The 20,618-nt window shown below is 65.7% G+C and carries 17 protein-coding genes, 1 tRNA gene and 1 pseudogene; 9 read left to right on the top strand and 10 right to left on the bottom strand.

Annotated features, from left to right (window positions below; translation table 11 throughout):
* Positions 1-18: 18 nt before the first annotated feature.
* Positions 19-234 carry a hypothetical protein gene (locus PBT88_RS03385; RefSeq protein ID WP_270077829.1) on the top strand — a complete coding sequence of 72 codons (216 nt, stop codon included), beginning with the start codon at positions 19-21 and terminating at the stop codon, positions 232-234.
* Positions 235-280: 46 nt separating this feature from the next.
* Here the strand turns inward: PBT88_RS03385 and PBT88_RS21110 are convergent.
* The 4 genes and pseudogenes from PBT88_RS21110 to PBT88_RS03370 all read right to left on the bottom strand — a co-directional run.
* A pseudogene (locus PBT88_RS21110) lies at positions 281-538 on the bottom strand (AraC family transcriptional regulator N-terminal domain-containing protein); the annotation flags it as partial.
* Positions 519-1,565, bottom strand: coding sequence for an alpha/beta fold hydrolase (locus PBT88_RS03380; RefSeq protein WP_270077828.1), 1,047 nt, complete (start codon positions 1,563-1,565; stop codon positions 519-521). The gene PBT88_RS03380 and the pseudogene PBT88_RS21110, both read right to left, overlap by 20 nt.
* A 143-nt stretch (positions 1,566-1,708) precedes the next feature.
* Complete coding sequence (locus tag PBT88_RS03375) at positions 1,709-2,137, bottom strand: DUF2147 domain-containing protein (protein ID WP_270077827.1); 429 nt, start codon at positions 2,135-2,137, stop codon at positions 1,709-1,711.
* On the bottom strand, positions 2,134-3,315 hold the full coding sequence (locus PBT88_RS03370; RefSeq protein WP_270077826.1) for a cytochrome P450: 1,182 nt from the start codon (positions 3,313-3,315) through the stop codon (positions 2,134-2,136). The genes PBT88_RS03375 and PBT88_RS03370 overlap by 4 nt, the downstream gene beginning before the upstream one ends.
* Before the next feature lie 22 nt (positions 3,316-3,337).
* Between PBT88_RS03370 and PBT88_RS03365 the strand changes: the two genes are divergently transcribed.
* Together PBT88_RS03365 and PBT88_RS03360 are read left to right on the top strand one after the other, a co-directional pair.
* Positions 3,338-3,943: a TetR/AcrR family transcriptional regulator gene (locus tag PBT88_RS03365; protein WP_270077825.1), complete on the top strand. Its 606-nt coding sequence runs from the start codon at positions 3,338-3,340 to the stop codon at positions 3,941-3,943.
* Entirely contained in the window at positions 3,940-4,896 is a 957-nt protein-coding gene (locus tag PBT88_RS03360; protein WP_270077824.1) for an alpha/beta hydrolase, read from the top strand. Before PBT88_RS03365 ends, PBT88_RS03360 begins: the two co-directional genes overlap by 4 nt.
* Positions 4,897-5,602: 706 nt before the next feature.
* Here the strand turns inward: PBT88_RS03360 and PBT88_RS03355 are convergent.
* Positions 5,603-5,677, bottom strand: a tRNA-Thr gene (locus tag PBT88_RS03355).
* Positions 5,678-5,788: 111 nt separating this feature from the next.
* Between PBT88_RS03355 and PBT88_RS03350 the strand changes: the two genes are divergently transcribed.
* Positions 5,789-5,917: a hypothetical protein gene (locus tag PBT88_RS03350; RefSeq protein WP_270077823.1), complete on the top strand. Its 129-nt coding sequence runs from the start codon at positions 5,789-5,791 to the stop codon at positions 5,915-5,917.
* On the opposite strand, the gene PBT88_RS03345 is transcribed toward PBT88_RS03350, so the two are convergent.
* Positions 5,914-7,707, bottom strand: coding sequence for an aminopeptidase P family protein (locus PBT88_RS03345; RefSeq protein WP_270077822.1), 1,794 nt, complete (start codon positions 7,705-7,707; stop codon positions 5,914-5,916). The two genes, PBT88_RS03350 and PBT88_RS03345, sit on opposite strands and share 4 nt — an antisense overlap.
* A gap of 308 nt (positions 7,708-8,015) precedes the next feature.
* On the opposite strand from PBT88_RS03345, the gene PBT88_RS03340 reads away from it, so the two are divergent.
* From PBT88_RS03340 to PBT88_RS03330, 3 genes are all read left to right on the top strand, one after another.
* On the top strand, positions 8,016-8,558 hold the full coding sequence (locus PBT88_RS03340; protein ID WP_270077821.1) for a pseudouridine synthase: 543 nt from the start codon (positions 8,016-8,018) through the stop codon (positions 8,556-8,558).
* 81 nt (positions 8,559-8,639) lie between these two features.
* The gene (locus tag PBT88_RS03335) at positions 8,640-10,703 is read left to right on the top strand and encodes a S9 family peptidase (RefSeq protein ID WP_270077820.1); all 2,064 of its coding nucleotides are present in this window, start codon (positions 8,640-8,642) and stop codon (positions 10,701-10,703) included.
* A gap of 185 nt (positions 10,704-10,888) precedes the next feature.
* The gene (locus PBT88_RS03330) at positions 10,889-12,550 is read left to right on the top strand and encodes a S10 family peptidase (protein ID WP_270077819.1); all 1,662 of its coding nucleotides are present in this window, start codon (positions 10,889-10,891) and stop codon (positions 12,548-12,550) included.
* A gap of 176 nt (positions 12,551-12,726) precedes the next feature.
* Here PBT88_RS03330 and PBT88_RS03325 read toward each other — a convergent pair whose 3' ends face one another.
* The 3 genes from PBT88_RS03325 to PBT88_RS03315 are packed head-to-tail and all read right to left on the bottom strand — an operon-like array spanning position 12,727 to position 15,658.
* Positions 12,727-13,758 carry a response regulator gene (locus PBT88_RS03325; RefSeq protein ID WP_270077818.1) on the bottom strand — a complete coding sequence of 344 codons (1,032 nt, stop codon included), beginning with the start codon at positions 13,756-13,758 and terminating at the stop codon, positions 12,727-12,729.
* Positions 13,758-14,207 carry a response regulator gene (locus PBT88_RS03320; RefSeq protein ID WP_270077817.1) on the bottom strand — a complete coding sequence of 150 codons (450 nt, stop codon included), beginning with the start codon at positions 14,205-14,207 and terminating at the stop codon, positions 13,758-13,760. Before PBT88_RS03320 ends, PBT88_RS03325 begins: the two co-directional genes overlap by 1 nt.
* A gap of 5 nt (positions 14,208-14,212) precedes the next feature.
* Entirely contained in the window at positions 14,213-15,658 is a 1,446-nt protein-coding gene (locus PBT88_RS03315; RefSeq protein ID WP_270077816.1) for a sensor histidine kinase, read from the bottom strand.
* Between the two features lie 243 nt (positions 15,659-15,901).
* Here PBT88_RS03315 and PBT88_RS03310 point away from each other — a divergent pair, with 243 nt between their 5' ends.
* A complete protein-coding gene (locus tag PBT88_RS03310; RefSeq protein ID WP_270077815.1) occupies positions 15,902-17,311 on the top strand; it encodes a hypothetical protein in 1,410 nt (469 codons plus the stop codon).
* A 219-nt stretch (positions 17,312-17,530) separates the two neighbouring features.
* Complete coding sequence (locus PBT88_RS03305) at positions 17,531-19,438, top strand: potassium transporter Kup (protein WP_407696509.1); 1,908 nt, start codon at positions 17,531-17,533, stop codon at positions 19,436-19,438.
* Here the strand turns inward: PBT88_RS03305 and PBT88_RS03300 are convergent.
* Complete coding sequence (locus PBT88_RS03300; RefSeq protein WP_270077814.1) at positions 19,435-20,610, bottom strand: glycosyltransferase; 1,176 nt, start codon at positions 20,608-20,610, stop codon at positions 19,435-19,437. The genes PBT88_RS03305 and PBT88_RS03300 overlap by 4 nt on opposite strands.
* Positions 20,611-20,618 lie beyond the last annotated feature (8 nt).

Genomic DNA, 20,618 nt, shown 5'->3' with positions numbered 1-20,618 from the left:
TCAGCCCGCATATCGAACATGGCAACGCCCGTGGCAAAAGGTTTTGTGACGGTACGCGACCGTGACGCAACGGTCGAGCAAACGGCAAATGTCCCAACAGGGCAACGTGCCATCACACGCCACGTTCACTCCAGTTCTCCGCCGCAGGATATGAACTGGAATAGCCGGGTTCGCGCCTTCGCCGTCGAGCAAATCCCGAAGCACCTGCTGCCCCGCCAGGCAGGTTCAGCATGATCGCGACGAATGGACCTAACGGGCTGGCCTCGATGACATGAGACATGCTCGGGAGATCGATGGACGTCAGCAGGAAAGAATCCGCGTCATACTCGATCCGCTCGGTGCCGAGGACTACGTGCTTGCGACCTTGGGCTAGAGCGCAGGGGCAGGCTGCCTCATCATCTCGGAGACGGCTCCCATCTCGCGCCAAGGTGGTGGCTATGCCGACGCGCCCAGCATCTATGAGGATGCTGGAGGCGGAAGACGGAACGCGCCCAAAGCGAACGCCGACTGAACGGCGGTTACAAGGAATTCGGGCCATCACCTGCCAAGAAGAAGCCATCGAGCGTAGCGACAAACTCGTCCGGCTTGTCGAGGTTGACTACATGGCTCGCATCGATCTTGATGTATTTGCCGTTCTTGAGCAGCGACATGGCGCGCGTTGCCTCCTTCTCGCTCATCGCGCCATTGAGCGTACCGTCCGGAAGCGTCGTGGCGTTGGCCTGCATCAGCAGCGTCGGGCATGCGATCTTCTGCAGGGCTTCGGCATGGTCGAAACCCTCGTTCCAGGTTCCGTCGTAGAAGGACGCCCCGAAACGGGCGTCGTATTGATCGAGGCCGCGCAGCAGCATCCGCACGGTGCTGTTCGGCACTGGTCCGATCTCCACCGGCTTGCCCGGATTGGCTCTGCGATAGGCCTTTACCGCCCGGGTGAGGAGGAACGGCGTCCCGGGGCCGATGTTCTTTCGGAAGAATGGCGCGTTGCCATCAATCCAGTAGAGCAGGAAGTCATCCGGATGATCCTGGGTCGCGGCCGTATAGCTCGTCACGAAGGCCCGGTTGGCGACAGTCTGCTTGATCCGGGGATACTCGGCCGAGAACAGGGGCGGGTCCTCGAGCAATGCGGCCTTCACCAACTCCGGCCGATTGGCTGCGAGCCAGGCCGCCAGCAGACCGCCTGAGGAATTGCCCGTTACATAGACGGGCTCGCCGATCGCACGGGCGATGAAATCGCCCAGATCGGACCCGATCTGGTTGGCGGTCATCGGATAGTCGGCGGGCGTAACGGTTTTGCCGTGGCCCGGGTAATCGATCGCATAGACGTGGAACGACCTGGCGAGAGCCGGCATCACCCTGCTATAGCTGAACCAGTCGAGTAGCTGAGCGTGAAGCAGGATTAGCGGTGGTCCGTTGTCAGGCCCCTCGGCATAACTCAACGTGATCCCGTTGATGTGGGCGGCCTTCTGGATATAGCCGGCAGCTTCTACCTTGGCGTGGTACGGATCGACGTAAGATCTCATTCGACGAAGTCCGGCGACCGCGGCTAAACCGCCGATGCCGATCGTCAACCCGGCGAGAAGCGATCGCTTTCTCCATGCGAATCTCGGTCCACGTTCGGTCTCTCTTAACGATCGGCTATGGTTGTCCATCATCGTTCCTTACATATCGATGAGCGGTTCCCCAGGCGGCAAGCGGAGGCACGCACGCTGGTTCAGCGCACCCTTTGCCAGGTCTGGGTCTGGCAAAGCATCCAGATGCAGCCGGTGAGCACGAGCGTGCCGTCCGGGCGAACGTCGACGAATGACTTGTAGGTCCGCCCACTGCGCGGATCATAAACCTGACCCCGCCAGCGCGACCTGTCAGGCACGAAGCCGCTGAGGATCGTGAGATTGTCCATCGGACGTTGCCGGAGACGCGGATCGGCATTGTGGATGTCAGTCCGGGGCGCATCCGGATCGCGCTTGAGGATTCGCAAGATCGCCCCACACAATGCCGCACCGCACGGCATGATCTCGACGACCGCTTTGCCATCCTCGGTCAGCCAGCGGCCGGCGGGGGTCGCTGGCGCGTACGCCGATGCCGATGTTGCCAGCGCTAGCAACGCGACGCCGGCAGCGAGCCAGCCCGTCACCCGGATCATGCTACCACCCTGTCACAGGTAAGCGTCGCGCCGCGTAGTTCGTAGCCGGCGATCAGCCCGTTCCAGCCGACGTCAGGCGTGCGGGCGAGACGGATGCCCGGCACCCGCAGCAGCCGATCGAGGAAGATCGCCGTTTCCTGCAGGGCGACCTGCGCCCCCGGGCAACGATGTTCTCCGTCGCCGAACGCGAGCCCGGCGCCCCCCACTTTGTCGGCAGGCTTGCGGTCGGGATTGAGCCGGTGCGGGCATGCCCCGACCGCCGCCTCGTCGCTATTCGCGCCGCGCACGTCCAGCGCAACCACGGGCTCCGGACCGTTGCCGGCGGGCGTGCCGATCCTGCGAAACAGCATACCGACCACCGGCTCGAGCCGAAGGATCTCTTCGAGGATCGCGATTCTCGAAGCCTCATTGCCCTGGAGGAAGCGGGCGCGCAGCGCGTCATCGTCAAGCAGATGCCATGCCGCCATCGTGATAAACTCGCGCGTCGTCACCATGCCGGCGGCTCCATAAGTGAGACACTCGGTCAGGATCTCGCGATCGCTGTAGCTCTCGTCCAGCAGGTGCGAGATGACGTCGTCGCGGGGCTGCCGCCGCCGGCTGCGGATCGCCGGCTGCACGTCGCACCAGAGGAAGTTCAATGCCCGCATCTGACCGCGGAGGAAGCCGAGGATCATCGCCAGGCGCGATCCGCCCTGCGGCATTCCGGTTACCAGGGCGCCCAACCGCCGGGCCATCGCGGCTCGATCGCTGTTGGTCAGACCCACGATCTCGGCGGCGATCGTCACCGCCATCTCCAGCCCGATAACGTCCAGTTCGGCGCTACCCGATCTCTGGAAGCGATCGACGAGTTCGTCGCTGGTCGTCACCATCAAGGCTCGATAGCCCGATGTCACGACGCGCGGCGCGAAGAAGCGCGCGGTCGCGCCGCGCTGGCGGCGATGCTCGGCTCCGTGCTGGTAGAGGATCGGGGGGCGTGTCACCGAGACTTTGTTGACGAGATCGGCAAGGAAGCCGGCCTGGCGCGCATTGGGATCGCGCAGCAGGGCGCGCGCTTTGGCGAATTCGCGGACGACCCGCATTGGTTCGGAGCCTTGAGCGGTCCGCGCGATCGCCGCCGACTTGCGATCGTCGTAGCCGGGAGCGGGGCAGTGGTCGGTCGGATGCGGTTGATTGAACATAAGGAATACCTACTTATGATCTATGACGGATCATAACGTGGCGCCTCCGAGCAAGAAATCAAGGAAAGCGCAGAGGCCCGACGCGCGGATCGCCAAATCTCGCCGCGCGCTCCATGCCGCATTGGTCGACCTCGTGACCGAGATGCCGTTCGAAGAGGTGACCGCGGCCGCGATCACTGCCCGCGCCGGTATCGGCTACGCGACCTTCTTCCGGCACTATCCGACGCGCGAGGCGCTGCTGGCCGAGATCGCTGACGCGCTGATCGGCGAACTTCTAATCCTTATCGCCCCGTTTATGTCGGCGCAGGACACGGGAGCCGCTGCCTTGGCGCTGACCCACTTTGTGGATGACCGCCGCCGGCTTTGCCAGGCTTTGCTTGTCGGGGCCGGGGACGCGATGCGCCGTGACATCACCGCCCGGGCCGTCGCCGCAGCCGGATCCGCCGGAACGAGCACGCCAGAGTGGCTTCCGCACAAGCTCGGGATCGTCCACGGCGTGGCCGCGACGCTGACGATCCTAGGGTGGTGGCTGGAGCAGGGTAAGGAGCAAGGAGCGGTAGCGATCGCGGATGTCATCGACAGGCTGGTGTTCGCTCCGATGGCCGCGCCGAGCGAGCAGCGCCTGTGATCCCGATCGACGACAGCAAAATTGCGGAAGCGGCACGGTTCAACCGCAAGCTGGCCAGGGCGCCGCGGTTCCGCATCCGCGATCGGTTTTCACCGTTGCTGATCCAGTCTCTCCTGCGGCTTTCGCAATTTGGTGCCGATCACCGCGTCCGGAAGGCAGGCCTGTCGGTCGAGAATCTGGTCGTCGGAGACGGCGCGGAGGCTGTGCGCATGCGGGTGTTGCGTCCGGCAGGCACCGTGAGCGGCGTCGTGCTGGATATCCATGGCGGCGGCTGGGTAATCGGCAACGCGCAGATGGACGACGCGCTGAACGTCGCCCTGATCAAGGCGTGCGAGGTCGCGGTGGTCTCGGTCGATTATCGGCTGGCGGGGCGTACGCCGGTCCAGGGGTTGATGGACGATTGCCTCCAGGCGGCAAAGTGGCTGTTGGGCGAAGGCATGGCCGAATACCGCCACCTTCCCGTGTTCGTCATCGGCGAATCCGCTGGCGCGCATCTCGCGGCCGCCACTTTGCTCCGGCTGAAGCAGTGGCCCGAACTGCTCGGCCGGGTGGGCGGCGCAGTGCTTTATTACGGTGTCTACGATCTAGCAGGCACGGACAGCGTCCGACGCGCCGGCCCGGACACGCTCGTCCTCGACGGACCCGGCATGGTCGCCGGCCTGCAGCGGCTGACCCCGGGGTTGAGCGACGCGGAGCGCCGGCAGCCGCCGCTATCGCCGCTCTATGGTGACCTTCGTGGCTTGCCGCCAGCGCTGATGGTCGTGGGTGAGCGCGACCCGCTGCTGGATGACACGGTCAGGATGGCGGCGCTATGGCAGGAGGTGGCTGAACTCGAACTGCATCGATTGCCAGAGGCCCCCCATGGATTTATCCGTTTCCGGACGGGCATGGCGGCGAAAGTCCTCGCGGAAACACATCGCTGGATTCGCGCACGGATGGACACCGGGCGCTGACTGGCGGTCGATGGTAATATGTCAATCCCGAGGAGCAGGATGCCCGCGGCAAAACTGCCCTAGTTGGTATCGCTAGCAATCAGCCGATAAGGAACGTCGCCGCAGCTTGTTGCTGGCGCAAGGGTTCAGGCGACGCTCCATCATAATGCTCGCCTGCTCGAACTCGAATCGTTCTCCGTCACCGTGAAGGACGGCCTGAACTCGCATGATCCTCCACAAGCTCTCGTTGCCGACGGACGCTGATCGTCCGATCCTTTATTCTGGCGAAGGTAGCCTGTCCGCCATCCCCTCCACCCCCAACCTCACGAAGCAGGGCCTGAAGCGGCGCCACACCGCCAGAAGCAGATGACCTCGTCCCAGCTTCGAGCGCGCTCTACCCCGGCTCTTCGAGGCGACGCGGATGCGAGACCATCCAGAGGTCGTAGGGCCGTGTCTGCGCTATTGCTGCGGAAGGAGATGCCCTCGCGGAGACGCCGTCAGGGTTCTGCTTCCGGGCTCGGTGCCGATCTCGACTCGACTGTGCCGGCGTCGACCATCTTCGAACCGGTCGTCACGAAGGTTTAGCAGCTCCCCGAACCCTGCGATTCCGTAGCCATCTTTAGCCGGAAATACGACGCGCGTTGCTTCCGTGGTGCTTCCGCGGCTCAAATGAGCACATTTGGCCCCCGTAGGGGTGTGTCTAAGTCACTGATTTCGTTGGGACGGATGGTGCTGCCGGGGAGGATTGAACTCCCGACCTCAGCCTTACCAAGGATGCGCTCTACCACTGAGCTACGGCAGCACGGCCCGTCTGCCACCCGGTCTCGGGCGGCGAGGCCGGCCCTATGGAGAAAGCTTATCGCCCCGTCAAGGCACCTTGCACCACCCGTGACGATCGGATTACGCGATCGGCATGACCGAGCCGACCGAACGGGAGAAGCGCCTCGCCGAAGCGCTCCGCCAGAATCTCCGCCGCCGCAAGGCGCAGGCGCGCGAGAAGGACGCGCCTGCTCCCGCGACGGAGGACAATAGCGGCGATTAAAGCGCCGCCGTCGCCTGTTCGAGCCAGGCCCGGACATCCTGCGGCACCAGCGGCCCGATCTCGCGCCAGACGCGGGCATGGTAGGAATCGAACCAGGCGCGCTCGGCCGGGGACAGCATCGCCACGTCCACCAGCCGTCGGTCGATCGGCGCCAGCGTGAGCGTGTGGAACGCGAGTAACGCCTTTTCCGCGCCATCGACCTCGCGCGGCTCGACCAGCACGAGATTCTCGATGCGGATGCCATAGCCGCCGGTCTTGTAATAACCGGGCTCGTTGGAGAGGATCATGCCGGCGCGCAACGGCTCGTCGGCCCCGGCCTGCCCGGCCGACGGCGTGGCGATGCGCTGCGGCCCCTCATGGACCGACAGATAGCTGCCGACGCCATGGCCGGTGCCATGGGCATAATCGAGCCCGGCCTCCCACAGATATTGCCGGGCCAGCGTATCGAGCTGGATGCCGCGCGTGCCGACCGGAAATACCGCGCGGGACAGCGCGATGTGGCCCTTGAGCACGCGGGTGAAGCGATCCTTCATCTCCGCCGTCGGCGTCCCGATCGCGATGGTGCGGGTGATATCGGTGGTGCCATCGACATATTGCCCGCCCGAATCGACCAGATAGAGCGTGCCGCGTTCGATCGGCAGCACCGTCTTTTCGGAGACGCGGTAGTGGACCACCGCGCCGTTCGGCCCCGCGCCCGAAATGGTATCGAAGGACAGATCCTTGAGCGCGCCGGTCTCGGCCCGGAACGCCTCCAGCTGCGCCGCCGCGGTCAGCTCGTCCTGCCCGCCCTCGGCCGCCACCGTATCGACCCAGTGGAGGAAGCGCGTCACCGCCGCGCCATCGCGGACATGCGCGGCGGTCGAGCCGGCGATCTCGACCGGGTTCTTGATCGCCTTGGGCAGGATGGTGGGATCGCGCGCCTCGCTCACCGTCGCGCCGGCCGTCGCAAGTCGCGCGAAGATCGCCGCCACCGCGCGATCAGGATCAACCTTCACCGTCTTGCCGGCCAGGCCGTCGAGCGCGCCCGCGAAGGCGCCGCGCGGCTGGAGACGAACCGAATTGCCGAGATGCGCCGCCACCGCTTCATCGACCTTCTCGGGGTCCACGAACAGCTCGGCGGTCGCATCCGCATGGATCAGCGCATAGGCCAGCGCGACCGGGGTTCGGCTGACATCCTGGCCGCGCACGTTGAACGCCCAGGCAATCGAATCAAGCGCGGAGAGGACGACCGCATCCGCACCCTCGGTCGTCAGCCAGTCGGCGACATCCTGCCGCTTGGTCGCCGCCGACCGGCCGGCCAGCGCATCGGGCTGGATGACGAGGCGCGCATCGGAGGGGAGCGGCTGGTCCGCCCACACCGCATCGATCGGGTTGGTCTCGACCGCGACCAGTTCGGCGCCACGCGCGGCCAGCGCGCGCTTGGCGGCATCGACCCAACCCTTGGTGTGCAGCCACGGATCATAGCCGATGCGGCCGCCCGACGGCGCATGGGCCTTGAGCCACGCCGATACCGAGGTCTCCGGCACCGACTGGTAGCTCCAGTGATCCGCCGACACCTGTTCGCGAACCTGGAGGGTGTAGCGGCCATCGATGAAGATCGCGGCCTCTTCCGGCAGCACGACGGCGGTGCCGGCCGATCCCTCGAACCCGGTCAGCCAGGCGAGACGCTGGGCATAGGCGCCGACATATTCGGACATATGCTCATCGGTGAGCGGGACGACGAAGCCATCGAGACGGCGGCGGGCGAGTTCGTCGCGAAGCGCGGCGAGGCGGTCTGCGTAAGTGGACATAAGCCTTCAATAGACCTGTTCGCGGGCAGGGTGAAGACGCCTGCTTTTTATCATAAAATGATAGAATAACAGATGATTAATCCTTACCAAACGCCCCGCAACGTGAAGTTGACAAAGTTGACAGCCGCACCGCCCGAAAAAAGAGCTTTTTGCCCGCATCCGTCACCCGCCACAGCGGCATCGGATATGGGAGCCGGGCATGAACCCATCCGACCCTGACAGACGAAATCCTACAAGGGAAGGACTGCCGGGGCGCCCGTCACTACCCGCCGCTGGCAAACGCCGGCCGCCCCCGCTAGAGCCCCCCCATGTCGCGGCTGATCCTGTTCAACAAACCCTATGGCGTACTGAGCCAGTTCACCGATCGCGGCACCGAGACGGCGCGCGCCACCCTGTCCGACTTCATCGATCTGCCCGGCGTCTATCCGGCCGGCCGGCTGGACCGGGACAGCGAAGGCTTGCTGTTGCTCACCGACGACGGCCGGCAGCAGGCCCGGATCGCCGATCCGAAATTCAAGCTGCCCAAAACCTATCTCGTCCAGATCGAAGGCGAACCCGACGAGGCCGCGCTGAAGGCACTAAGGGGCGGCGTCCTGCTCAAGGACGGCGTCACCCGGCCGGCCGAGGCCGAACGGATCGACGACCCCGCGCTATGGCCGCGCGATCCGCCGATCCGCTATCGGGCGAGCGTGCCGGATGGCTGGGTGAAGCTGGTCATCCGCGAAGGCCGCAACCGGCAGGTGCGCCGGATGACGGCGGCGGTCGGCCATCCGACCTTGCGGCTGGTGCGATGGAGCATCGGCGACTGGTCGATAGGCACACTGCCGCCGGGCGAATGGCGCACGGCGTAGCTTCTTCCGAACGGCAGCGGCAGCGCCCTTCCCGCCACGACCGGCTTGCCTCCGCCCGCCGGCCCCTCCACAACGCCGCCCATGATCGACCCCGCCACGCTCCCCGTCCCGCCGCAGGCCGCGCGCCAGCCCCACAGCTTCGAACGCCACGGCCAGACCGTCTCCGACGATTATGCGTGGATCAGGGATGCGGGCTATCCCAACGTCTCCGACGAAGCCGTGCTTGCCTATCTCAGGCAAGAGAACGCCTATTTCGAGGCGGCGATGGCGCCGGTGCAGCCGCTGGTCGACACGCTGTTCGCCGAGATGAAGGGGCGGATGAAGGAGGATGATTCCTCGGTGCCACGCAAAGATGGCGACTGGGATTATTGGTGGGGGTTCGAGACCGGCGCGCAATATCGCCGCTGGCTGCGCCGCCCGACCGGCAGCGACGAGCCCGGCCGCATCGTGCTGGACGAAGCCGCCGAGGCCAAGGGCCATGATTATTTCCGCCTCGGCGCGCTGGCGATCAGCCCCGATGGACGGCTGGCCGCCTGGGCGTCGGATTCGAGCGGGGCCGAGCGCTTCACCTTGCGCATCCGCGATCTCGCCACCGGCACCGACATCGAGACGGTCAGCAGCGTCATCAACGGCGCGATCGTGTGGTCGGCCGGATCGGACGCGGTCGCCTATACCGAGGTGAACGACAATTGGCGCACCTTCCGCGCCCGTCTGCACCGGCTCGGCAGCGATCCGGCGGGCGATGCCGTGCTGTACGAGGAGACCGACGATATCGGCTTCAACGTCCATGTCGGCCGCACCCAGGATCGCCAGTGGATCGTGATCGGCACCAACGATCATGAAACCAGCGAGATCAGGCTCGTCCCCGCCGCCGATCCCGCCGCGCCGCCGCTGCTGGTCTCGCCGCGCCAGGCCAAGCGCCAATATGGCGTCGATTCGGCGCAGGGAAAATTGTGGATTCACACCAATGACGACCACATCAACTTCCGCGTCGCGGTCGCCTCGCCAGAGGCACCTGGCGACTGGGAGACGGTGATCGCGGGATCGGACCAGGTCTATATCCGCGGCATCTCCAGCTTCGCCGGCCACCTGGTGATCGAGGAGCGGGTCGATGGGCTCGATCAGATCCGGCTGCGCACCTATGATGGCGACGAGCATCGCATCGCCTTCCCGGAACCCAGCTACACCGCCGGTCTCGGCACCAATCCGGACTATGATTCGCCGGGCTTCCGCATCGGCTATGCCTCGATGGTGACGCCGGACACGGTGTTCGAATATGATCCCGCCACCCGCAGCCTGACGACGCTGAAGGTCCGCGAAGTGCCGTCCGGCTATGACGCCGGCCTCTACGCCACCGAGCGGCTGATCGTGCCCGCGCGCGACGGCAAGGCCATCCCGGTCTCGATCGTCTATCGCAAGGATTTCCCGCGCGATGGCTCGGGGCCGCTCTATCTCTACGCCTATGGCGCCTATGGCATCGCCATCCCGCCGAGCTTTTCGGCCGACCGCCTGTCGCTGCTCGATCGCGGATGGGCCTGCGCGATCGCCCATATCCGCGGCGGCGACGATCTCGGCTATGGCTGGTATCTCGATGGCAAGGCCGAGAAACGCTGGAACACGTTCCACGATTTCCCGGACGCCGCGAAGGGCCTGATCGCCGCCGGTTTCGCCAGCGCCGGCCGGATCGCCATCCAGGGCGGATCGGCCGGCGGCGAGCTGATGGGGGTGGTCGCCAACACCGATCCCGATCTGTGGGGCGCGGTGGTCGCCGACGTGCCGTTCGTCGACGTGCTCAACACCATGCTCGACGAGACGCTGCCGCTGACGCCCGGCGAATGGCCCGAATGGGGCAACCCGATCACCGATCCCGCAGCGTTCGATCTGATCCGCAGTTACTCGCCCTATGATCAGGTCGCCAAGCAGGCCTATCCGCCGATGCTGATCACCGGCGGCCTCAACGATCCGCGCGTCACCTATTGGGAGCCCGCCAAATGGGCCGCCCGCTTGCGCGCCGAGAAGACCGACGCCCATCCGCTGCTGCTCAAGATCAACATGGGCGCGGGCCATGGCGGCAAGTCCGGCCGCTACGAGGCGATCACCGAGCGTGCCGAGGGATTCGCGTTCATGATCGAGGCACTGGGATGATCGAGGCACTGGGATGATCGTCGCCGGATGACATCCGGGGCAGCGAAGCCACAGGCGCCGATGATCATGTAACATGTGTCACAAAGGCTCTTGCGCGGCGCAGCGGGAGCCGCTGTGATACGGGCGTGCGGCACGGGGCCGGGGGGCCAGACCGCGCGCATCTCGATCGACAAAAGGACTCCCCGATGCGCCGCTATTTCCGCCTGCCCCTGCTTGCGCTCGCCATCGCGGGCGGCGTCCCCGCCTTGGCCGCGAAGCCTGCCGACAAGCCGGACGCCGCCTCGAACATGGCCAAGGCCCATGATCAGGACAAGCAGGACGATGCCGAGGCAGGCTGGATCAAGCCTGTCGTGAACGAGCAGGCTTCGGTCACCCACCACAGTGCCACCACCCACGCCGGGCCGATGAAATACACCGCCACCGCCGGCACGCTGACCATCCGCGACGACGATGCCAAGCCGATCGCCTCGGTGTTCTACGTCGCCTACACCGCCGACGACGTGAAGGACTATAAGCGCCGCCCGGTCACCTTCTTCTACAATGGCGGCCCCGGTTCCTCGACGCTGTGGCTGCACATGGGCAGCTTCGCGCCGGATCGGGTGCAGACCGCCGGGCCGGAATCGATCAAGCCCGCCCCCTACCCGTTCGGCCCCAATCCCGAGACCCTGCTCGACAAGTCCGACCTCGTGTTCATCGATGCGATCGGCACCGGCTATTCGCGCGCGCTGGGCGACAAGAAGGACAAGGATTTCTGGGGCGTCGATCAGGATGCGGACGGCTTCGCCCGCGCGATCATGCGCTACGTCACCAAGAATGCGCGCTGGCAGAGCCCGAAGGTGATCTTCGGCGAAAGCTACGGCACCACCCGCTCCGGCGCGCTGTCCTATCTGCTGCAGGATCGCGGCATGGCGCTGAACGGCGTGGTGATCCTCTCCTCGATCCTGAACTACGGCATCCGCCAGCCGGGCTACGACCAGAGCTACATCGCCTATCTGCCGAGCTTCGCGGCGACCGCCTGGTATCACCACAAGCTCGCCAATCCGCCGGCCGATGTCGCCACCGTGGTGGCGCAGGCACGGCAGTGGGCGGCCGGCCCCTATGCGCAGGCACTGGCGCAGGGCTCGGCGCTCGATCCGGCGACGCGCACCCAGATCGCCCAGCAGATGTCGGCGCTGACCGGCCTCTCGCCGCAGTTCATCCTCGATGCCAATCTGCGCGTCGACCTGTCGCGCTTCCAGAAGGAGCTGCTGCGCGACCAGCGGCTGACGCTCGGCCGCTACGACAGCCGCTACACCGGCATCGACACCGATGCGGCGGGCGAACGCCCGGAATATGATGCCTCCGACACCGCGATCTCGGGTGCCTTCATCGCCAGCTTCAACGACTATGTGCAACGCGATCTCGGCTACAAGACCGACATGCCCTACCGCGTCTCGGCCTATGGGCTGGACGGCTTCAAGTGGGACTGGACCCACCGGGCAGCCGGCGGCAACGGCCGTGGCAGCCAGAGCGCGCCCGACGTCGCGGTCGACATCTCGGCGGCGATGCGGACCAATCCCTATCTGCACCTGCTGTCGCTGAACGGCTATTACGACATGGCGACGCCATTCTTCGGCACCGAATATGACCTGAACCATATGGGGCTGGAGCCGGCGCAGGCGAGCAATGTCGCCTTCCGCTATTATCCGTCGGGCCACATGGCCTATCTGAACCCGGATGCGCTGCGCGCCATGCACCGCGACCTCGCGGCCTGGTATGACGAGGTGGTGGCCAGCGCGGTGAGCGGCAAGACATCGGCACCGGCGACGATCTCGGCCGGCCGGGCCACGGGCAACGGCCCGAACTGAGCCGAACCCAGGACAACGCCGCTTCCCGCGACGGGAGGGGGCGTTGTCCCTTCGGCCTGATCACGATCCCGCCAGAGCGGCAGACCGTCACCCCGAACCGTAGAAGATGGGATCGGGCTTATTCGGCAGCGTGGGGACGATCGCCATGACGCACGGCCCCGTACACCGGCAGGGGGTCAGCACGCCGCGCTGAGGATCGCCCTGACGCCGCTATGTCCCAGATCGTAGCTCAATTCGCCATGCAGGCTCTTGGCCATCGCGCGGATCACCTTGGTGCCGACGCCGGTGCCCTTGGGGCTGACACCGCCTTCGATACCGCAGCCGTCATCCTCGACGCGCAGGACGAAATGATCCTCGCCTTCCCGCATCAGCACGATGCGGACTTCGCCCGATTCATTGGCCGGATAGGCATATTTGCAGGCGTTCGACACCAGCTCGTTGACGATCACGCCCAGCGACACGGCGCGATCGGTCTTCATCCGGATCGGCTCGCTCGCCAGCGTCAGCACGCGCGGGGCGGCGGGCGTCGACCAGGTCTCCTGCAATTCGCCGACCAGCGCGGACAGATAATCGTCCATCGCGACGGCATCGACGGCGTTGCCGGTGTAGAGCCGGCGATGGACCTGCGCGATCGCCTGGATACGGCGCTGGACATCCTGCAGCGCGCTCTTCGCCGCCGCATCGGGCAGCGCGGCCGACTGCATATGGACGAAGGCGGAAACCAGTTGCAGCGAGTTGGCGACCCGGTGGTTCACCTCTTTCAGCAACGTCTCCAGCCGGGCATTGGAGAGGCGGAGATCCTCCTCCATCGCCACCTTGGCAGCCGCCAGCCGCTGCTTCTCCCGGGCCTGCTCGAACGCGGCGGCGAGCAGCGCGAAGAAATCCTCGCCGACCGTCTTCACCACATAATCGACCGCACCGGCCTTGAGCGCGGCAACGGCGATACGGCCATCCTCCGATCCGGTCACATACACCACCGGCGGCGCATCCGGCAGCGCGCGCAGCTGGGCGAGCGTCTCCAACCCGTCCTGCCCCGGCATGAAGTGATCGACGGCGATCAGATCGAACCCACCCAGCGATGCCTTCGCAACCCCCTCCGCGCCACTCTGCGCGGTGTCGACGACACAGCCCATGCGTTGAAGCGCGCGCGACATCAGCCGGCACAGGCCGGCATCATCGTCGATATAGAGGATGCGCGTCCCCTCCATCAGGCGTCCGGCTCGATATCCGGCACCTGGATCACCGCCAGGAACAGGCCGAGCTGGCGGATCGCCGTGGCGAAATTCTCATAATCCACCGGCTTGGTGATGTAGACGTTGGCGCCGAGATCGTAGCAGCGCTGGATCTCCACCTTGTCGTCGGTGGTGGTCAGCACGATCACCGGGGTACGCTTGAGCGGATTGCCATCGCTCTTGATGCGCTGGAGGATATCGGTGCCCGACATGTCCGGCAGGTTGAGATCGAGCAGGATCAGTGCCGGGCCGTTCAACGCCGGCCCTTCCGGGGCATTGTAGAGATAGTCGAGCGCCGACGTGCCATCGGTGAAGTGACGGATATGGTTCGAGATGCCGGCGCGGCGGATATTCTTCTCGATCAGGCGGGCATGGCCCTCATCGTCCTCGATCATGACGATGCTGACGGGCTGATGGGCGTTCATTCTGCTTATCCTTGCGGAGACACGGGTTGAATAGGAAGCGACAGGGTGAAGGTGGCGCCCTCGCCCAGCGTGGATGTGCAATCGACCAGGCCGCCCAGCCTGTAGGCCAGCGCGCGGACATGGGCGAGACCGATGCCCTCGCCGGGCTGATCCTGCTGGCCCGAGCGGCGGAACAGATCGAAGATGCGATCATGATCCCGGGGATCGATGCCGCGGCCATTGTCGGCGACGGCGATATCGATGCGCCCCCGATCGATCCGGGCCGAGACCACCACCCGCCCGGGCCGGCCGGGCTTCAGATATTTGACTGCATTCTCGATCAGGTTGGACAATATCTGCTCCACCGCGAGGCGATCGGCCGTCGGCACCGGCATCGGGCGTTCGACGATCACGGTCGCGCCCAATTCATCGAGCCGGTGCTGGAGCGCGCCGACGATGCTCTCGGTCAGTTCGACCAGATCGATCGGCTGCGGCGCCAGCACCCGCTTGCCCTCGCGCGACAGCCGCAGGATGGCGTTGATCAGCCGGTCCATCTTCTGGGTCGAGGTGCGGATGAAGCCGATCGCTTCCGGCAGATCCTCGCGCGCGGCGAGCGCGGCATCGTTGTCCAGCAGGTCCGGTGCTTCCCGCTCGACCTTTTCGATCAGGGCAAGCAGCGGCTTGGTCGCCGCCTCCAGCTCGCCGGTGAAGCCCATCACGTTCACCAGCGGCGAACGCAGATCGTGGCTGACGATATAGGCGAAGCGCTGGATCTCCTCGTTGGCGCGAGAGAGATCGCGGGTCCGCTCCTCGACGCGATCCTCCAGCTCCGCGTTCAGGCGTTCCACCGCCGCACGCGATTCGACGAGCCCGCCGGTGTAGCGACGCAGCACGAGGATCGAGGAGATCGCCACCAGCACCGCCAGGACACCCGCCGCGCCGAGCACGATGAACAGGATGCGCGTCGCCGCGCGCTGTTCGGCGATGCGGATCTGGAGAAGCCGCCCCTCCTCCCCGAGCATGTCCATCGTCACTTCGCGCAGGCGCTTGGTGAGGCCGATGCTCTGATCGTGAGCGAAGATCACGGTGGCGAGTTGCGGATCGCGATCGGACGTGACCATCGACGTCGACAACATGCGAAACTGATCCGCCGCCATCGTCTCGATGATGATCAGATTGCGCTGCTGGATCGGGTTGTCGATCGTCAGCCGCTTCAGATCGGCGATCAACACGGGTTCGTTGCGGACGGTCTCGATGAAGACCTGCCGCGTCTGCGGGCGATGCGACAGCAGATAGCCGCGCCGCGAAACCTCGAGCCGCTCGATCAGCACGCGCAGCTGGGAAACCCGCCGCTCGACCTCATAGGTATGCTCTACCCATTGGGCATGATCCTGCGCCTTGATCACGAACCATCCCGCGGTGGCGCCCGCACCGATCAGCGCGAGAAAGCCGATCGAGATGCTAGTCAGCACGAATCGGCTGAACGAGCGCTCGGATCGCAACAAGGGTATGGTCCAACGACGCGCCACGGATGACGGCGATATCGATACCTGCCGCAAAAGCAATCACTTCGATCAAGCCTGCCACTGTGGCAAGCTTGCATCTGTGTGACATTCGTCACTGAACCGTAACATAGCTGTCAGTGACGAGTCACGGAGCGGGATTAACGGACCCCTCGAAGCCCGCGAGCGGCGGGTTTTCAAAAGGGGCTTTTCATGACCAGCAAATTCAACCTGCTCGCGGGTGCGAGCATCGGTGTCGCTATGATTGCGGCCGGCCCGGCGCTCGCCAAGCCGGTGAAGCACATCCGCCACGCCGCCGCCAAGAGCAACAGCAATGCCGAGATCGACGCGCTCAAGGCGCAGGTCGAAGCACTGACCGCACGACTCGATGCGCAGGAGCAGAATTCCGCGCAGGCGACCGCCGCGATCAACCAGGCGTCGACCCAGGCTGCTGCCGCACAGGCATCGGCTCAGGCCGCGCAGACCCAGGCCGTCGCCGCGCAGACCGCGGTGCCGACCGAGGTGAAGACGCAGCTCGCGTCGCTGCCGAAGCCGAAGAATGCTTGGGCGAACGACACGTCGATCTCCGGCCGCATGTATTTCAACTTCTCGAACATCTCGATGAAGTCGAACGGCGCGAAGAACGCGGCTGACGGCACCGGCTTCAACATCAAGCGGCTGTACATCGGCGTCGATCACACCTTCAACTCGGTGTTCTCGGCCAACTTCACGACCGACATCTCGAACGTCGTCGGCTCGACCGCCAACGCCAATGCGCCGGCCAACTCGGCCACCAGCCCCGCCGCTTCGACCGCGCTGGTCGGCAAGGGCTTCTACGTGAAGAAGGCCTATCTGCAGGCCAAGCTGAACCCGGCCCTGATCGTCCGCCTCGGTGCGGCCGACATGCCGTGGATTCCCTATGCGGAAAACCAGTATGGCTATCGCCATGTCGAACTGACGCTGATCGATCGCACCAACTACGGCACCTCGTCCGATTGGGGCGTCCACGTCCTCGGCGATCTCGCCGGCGGCCTGCTGAGCTACCAGTTCTCGGTGGTTGACGGTGCCGGTTATCGTAACGTGAAGGTCAGCAAGTCGGTCGACTTCGAAGGCCGTGTCTCGACCTCCTACAAGGGCTTCTACGCCGCCGCCGGCGGCTATTCGGGCAAGCGCGGCAACGACACCCAGAACCTGGCCCTGCCGACCGGCCTGGATCATGTTCGTACCGCCTCGCGTGAGAACGCCATGGTTGGCTACAAGAACAAGATGTTCAACCTTGGCGGCGAATATTTCCATGCCAAGAACTGGAACAACACCACGACCGTCGTGCAGGACAAGTCGGATGGCTATTCGGCCTTCGGCAACGTGAACTTCGCGAAGCAGTGGAGCGTGTTCGGTCGCTATGATTGGGTGAAGCCCAACAAGGAGACCAACCCCGACCTGAAGGACCATTATTACAACGTCGGCCTGCAGTGGGAGCCGGTCAAGATCGTCGACCTCGCGCTCGTCTACAAGCGCGACCGTGCCGAGAACGGCACGATCTCCACGCAGAACGGCACGATCGGCGGCAGCCGCGAGGGCATCTACCACGAGATCGGCCTGTTCGGTCAGCTGCGCTTCTAGTTTTCCCCTGGAGCCATCCCGGCCGATCCCCCTTTCGGCCGGGCCACTCCCAACTCGAGACCCGTCGCCTCCGTGCGGCGGGTCTTTCTTTATGCCGATTTGATGCGATCGCCGGAAACGATACCGTCCTCTTGATGCACGGCCGTGGATTCCAGGCGCGCATCCAGCCATATCCCGGATCGCTTGCGTCGCCGCGCAATGCCGTTCATCCGGGGTTTCATGTCCGTAACCAGCACGTCCGAAGCCGGCACCACCGCGTCCAGAGATCCGCACGGCCATGGCCCGCTGGCGCCGATGGCGCTCGGCGCGATCGGCGTCGTGTTCGGCGACATCGGCACGTCGCCGCTCTACTCGTTGAAGGAAAGCTTCGACGGCCCGCACCCGCTGCCGATCGATCAGCCCCACATCTTCGGCGTGCTCAGCCTGATCTTCTGGACGATGACATTGGTCGTGACGATCAAGTACGTCCTCGTCACCATGCGCGCCGACAATGACGGAGAGGGCGGCAGCCTCGCGCTGCTCGCGCTCATCGTGCGATCGCACAAGATCAAATGGACACGCGGCATCGTGATGCTGGGCGTGGCGGCAACCGCCCTGTTCTTCGGCGATGCGATCATCACGCCGGCGATCTCGGTGCTGTCCGCGGTCGAGGGGCTGGAGGTCGTCCATGCCGGCTTCGCGCCCTGGGTGGTGCCGATCTCGATCGTGATCCTGATCGGCCTGTTCCTGATCCAGTCGCGCGGCACCGCCAAGGTCGGCCTCGTCTTCGGCCCGATCATGCTGTTCTATTTCGTCGTGATCGGCGCGATGGGCGTCGGCGCGATCGTCCGCGATCCGCGCGTGCTGGGCGCGATCAACCCCTGGTGGGCGGTGAATTTCTTCCTGCTCGATCCGAAGCTCGCCTTTCTGGCGCTCGGCTCGGTGGTGCTGGCGGTGACCGGGGCCGAGGCGCTCTACGCCGATATGGGCCATTTCGGGCGCCGTTCGATCAGCGCGGCGTGGCTGTATGTGGCGTTTCCCTGCCTGCTGCTCAACTATCTCGGGCAGTCGGCGATGCTGCTCCACAATCCCGCGACGATCGACAACCCCTTCTTCCGCATGGCGCCGGACTGGGCGCGGCTGCCGCTGGTCGGCCTCGCCACCGTCGCCACCGTCATCGCCTCGCAGGCGGTGATCTCCGGCGCCTATTCCGTCACCCAGCAGGCGATCCAGCTCGGCTTCCTGCCGCGCCTGCGGATCACCCACACCAGCGCCGACGCCGCCGGCCAGATCTATGTGCCGCTGGTCAACTGGCTGTTGCTCGGCTTCGTGCTGCTGCTGGTGCTGACCTTCCGCTCGTCCGGCAACCTCGCTTCGGCCTATGGCATCGCGGTGACCGGCACGATGGTGATCACCAGCGCGATGCTCGGCACCCTGATCTTCACGGTCTGGAAGTGGAATCGCTGGGGTGCCGGGGCGATGATCGGGGTGTTCCTGATCGTGGACGGTGCCTATTTCGCCTCGAACATCACCAAGATTCCCGATGGCGGCTGGTTTCCGCTCATGGTCGGCGCCGCCGCCTTCACCGTGCTGACCACCTGGGCCAAGGGCCGCCGGCTGATGCGGGAAAGGCTGTCCGAAAGCGCGATGCCGCTGGAGCTGTTCATCAAGACGGCGGCCAAGTCAGTTCGCCGGGTCTCGGGCACCGCCGTCTTCCTGTCTTCCTCGCCCGATGGCGCGCCGCCGGCGCTGCTCCACAATCTCAAGCACAACAAGGTGCTGCACGAGCGGATCGTGATCGTGACGGTCAAGGTGATGGGCAAGCCCTATGTCGACGATGCCGAGCGCGTCGTCTTCACCGAGCTGGGCGCCGATTTCTTCCGGATCGTCCTGCGCTACGGTTTCATGCAGCAGATCGACGTGCCGGCGGCGCTGGCATTGGCGCGCGAATGCGGGCCGCCGTTCAAATCGATGGAGACGAGCTTCTTCCTCGGCCGCCAGACGCTGATCCACGGCAGCCGCCCCGGCATGGCCTGGTGGCGCGAGAAGCTGTTCTCGTGGATGCTCCGCAACGCCGAAAGCGCGATGGAATTCTTCAAGCTGCCGACCAACCGCGTGGTGGAGCTCGGCAGCCAGCTCGAAATCTAGGCGGCGCGTACCATGCCGGCGCCGAGCCCCCGATAGGCGGCGAACAGGTCGGCGAAGTGACGATCGAGCGTGCGGACTCCGCCAGCCCGCGCCCGCGCCTCCGCGCCGAGCGTATCGACGCCGCGCTCGATCAGCCGCAGCACCGCCTGTGCCGCCGATCCGGCGTCCGCCGCGCGATACACCTCGCCGCCGCTCTCGCGCGCCTGATCGGCCGCACCACCGCGATCGGGCGCGATCAGCGGCAGACCGGCGGCACGCGCCTCCGCCGCGACGAGGCAGAAGGTTTCCGCCTCGCAACCGTGGATCAGCGCATCGGCGCTGGCCAGCAGTTGCGCCAGTGCTGGCCGATCCGTCACCGGCGCCAGCAGCAGCACATGCGGATTCTCGCCGACATGGCGCAGTATCTTGGCGCGCTCGCGCCCGTCGCCGACCAGCACCAGGCCGACCGGCCGCTCCACGCCGGCGGCCATGCAGGCATCGACCACCATCGGCCAGCGTTTCTCCGGCGCGTGGCGGCCGAGGCCGAGCAGCAAGGTCGCCTCCGGCCCCAGCCCGCAGCGACGCAGCAGCGCAGCCCTGAGCGCCGGATCGCGATGTTCGGGGCCGAACTCGCCCGATGCGATGCCGAGCGGGTGGGTGACGACCTGGCGCAATCCGCCGTCGGTCAGCCGATCGGCAAGGCTCCGGCTCGGGCTGACCACCAGATCGAAACGCGCATCGAGCCGCCGGAGATGGCGCCAGAACCAATCGAAACCGCGATCGATCGTCTCCCGCTTCGCGACCGGGCCGAACCAGCGATAGGCATAGGCCGCGAGCGGATCGGCGTGCATGAACAGCGCGCGCGGCGCCGATCCGCGCCAGCTGGCCACCGCCTCCGCCGCGCGCCACGGCGACGACGCCTCGACCATGTCCGGCCGCAAGCGATCGAGCGCGGCATGGATCGATTCCTGATCGGGGAAATAGCGATAATTGCGATCGAACGGCATCTTCGGGGCCGGCAGCCATTCGATCCGCGCGCCGGGGCCGCGGACTTCGGTGGCGCGCTGCTCGCCCGGCGCGATCACGACGATCTCATGGCCGTGCCGGGCGCCGGCCGCCAGCTTGCGATCGACATAGGTCTTCACCCCGCCGCCGCGCGGCGCGTAGAAGGCGCAGACATCGACAATCCTCATCACCCGCG

It is taken from the genome of Sphingomonas abietis (genome assembly GCF_027625475.1).
Classification (GTDB): Bacteria; Pseudomonadota; Alphaproteobacteria; order Sphingomonadales; family Sphingomonadaceae; genus Solisphingomonas; species Solisphingomonas abietis.
Note: the sequence above shows the minus strand (reverse complement) of the source record. Positions and strands in the feature narration are given on the sequence as shown.

What these genes read in the sequence shown, in the direction of transcription:
- PBT88_RS03385 (WP_270077829.1), top strand. Translation starts at nt 19, where the DNA reads ATGGCAACGCCCGTGGCAAAAGGTTTTGTGACGGTACGCGACCGTGAC.
- PBT88_RS03375 (WP_270077827.1), bottom strand. Translation starts at nt 2,137, where the DNA reads ATGATCCGGGTGACGGGCTGGCTCGCTGCCGGCGTCGCGTTGCTAGCG.
- PBT88_RS03370 (WP_270077826.1), bottom strand. Translation starts at nt 3,315, where the DNA reads ATGTTCAATCAACCGCATCCGACCGACCACTGCCCCGCTCCCGGCTAC.
- PBT88_RS03365 (WP_270077825.1), top strand. Translation starts at nt 3,338, where the DNA reads ATGACGGATCATAACGTGGCGCCTCCGAGCAAGAAATCAAGGAAAGCG.
- PBT88_RS03350 (WP_270077823.1), top strand. Translation starts at nt 5,789, where the DNA reads ATGACCGAGCCGACCGAACGGGAGAAGCGCCTCGCCGAAGCGCTCCGC.
- PBT88_RS03345 (WP_270077822.1), bottom strand. Translation starts at nt 7,707, where the DNA reads ATGTCCACTTACGCAGACCGCCTCGCCGCGCTTCGCGACGAACTCGCC.
- PBT88_RS03340 (WP_270077821.1), top strand. Translation starts at nt 8,016, where the DNA reads ATGTCGCGGCTGATCCTGTTCAACAAACCCTATGGCGTACTGAGCCAG.
- PBT88_RS03335 (WP_270077820.1), top strand. Translation starts at nt 8,640, where the DNA reads ATGATCGACCCCGCCACGCTCCCCGTCCCGCCGCAGGCCGCGCGCCAG.
- PBT88_RS03330 (WP_270077819.1), top strand. Translation starts at nt 10,889, where the DNA reads ATGCGCCGCTATTTCCGCCTGCCCCTGCTTGCGCTCGCCATCGCGGGC.
- PBT88_RS03325 (WP_270077818.1), bottom strand. Translation starts at nt 13,758, where the DNA reads ATGGAGGGGACGCGCATCCTCTATATCGACGATGATGCCGGCCTGTGC.
- PBT88_RS03320 (WP_270077817.1), bottom strand. Translation starts at nt 14,207, where the DNA reads ATGAACGCCCATCAGCCCGTCAGCATCGTCATGATCGAGGACGATGAG.
- PBT88_RS03310 (WP_270077815.1), top strand. Translation starts at nt 15,902, where the DNA reads ATGACCAGCAAATTCAACCTGCTCGCGGGTGCGAGCATCGGTGTCGCT.
- PBT88_RS03305 (WP_407696509.1), top strand. Translation starts at nt 17,531, where the DNA reads ATGTCCGTAACCAGCACGTCCGAAGCCGGCACCACCGCGTCCAGAGAT.
- PBT88_RS03300 (WP_270077814.1), bottom strand. Translation starts at nt 20,610, where the DNA reads ATGAGGATTGTCGATGTCTGCGCCTTCTACGCGCCGCGCGGCGGCGGG.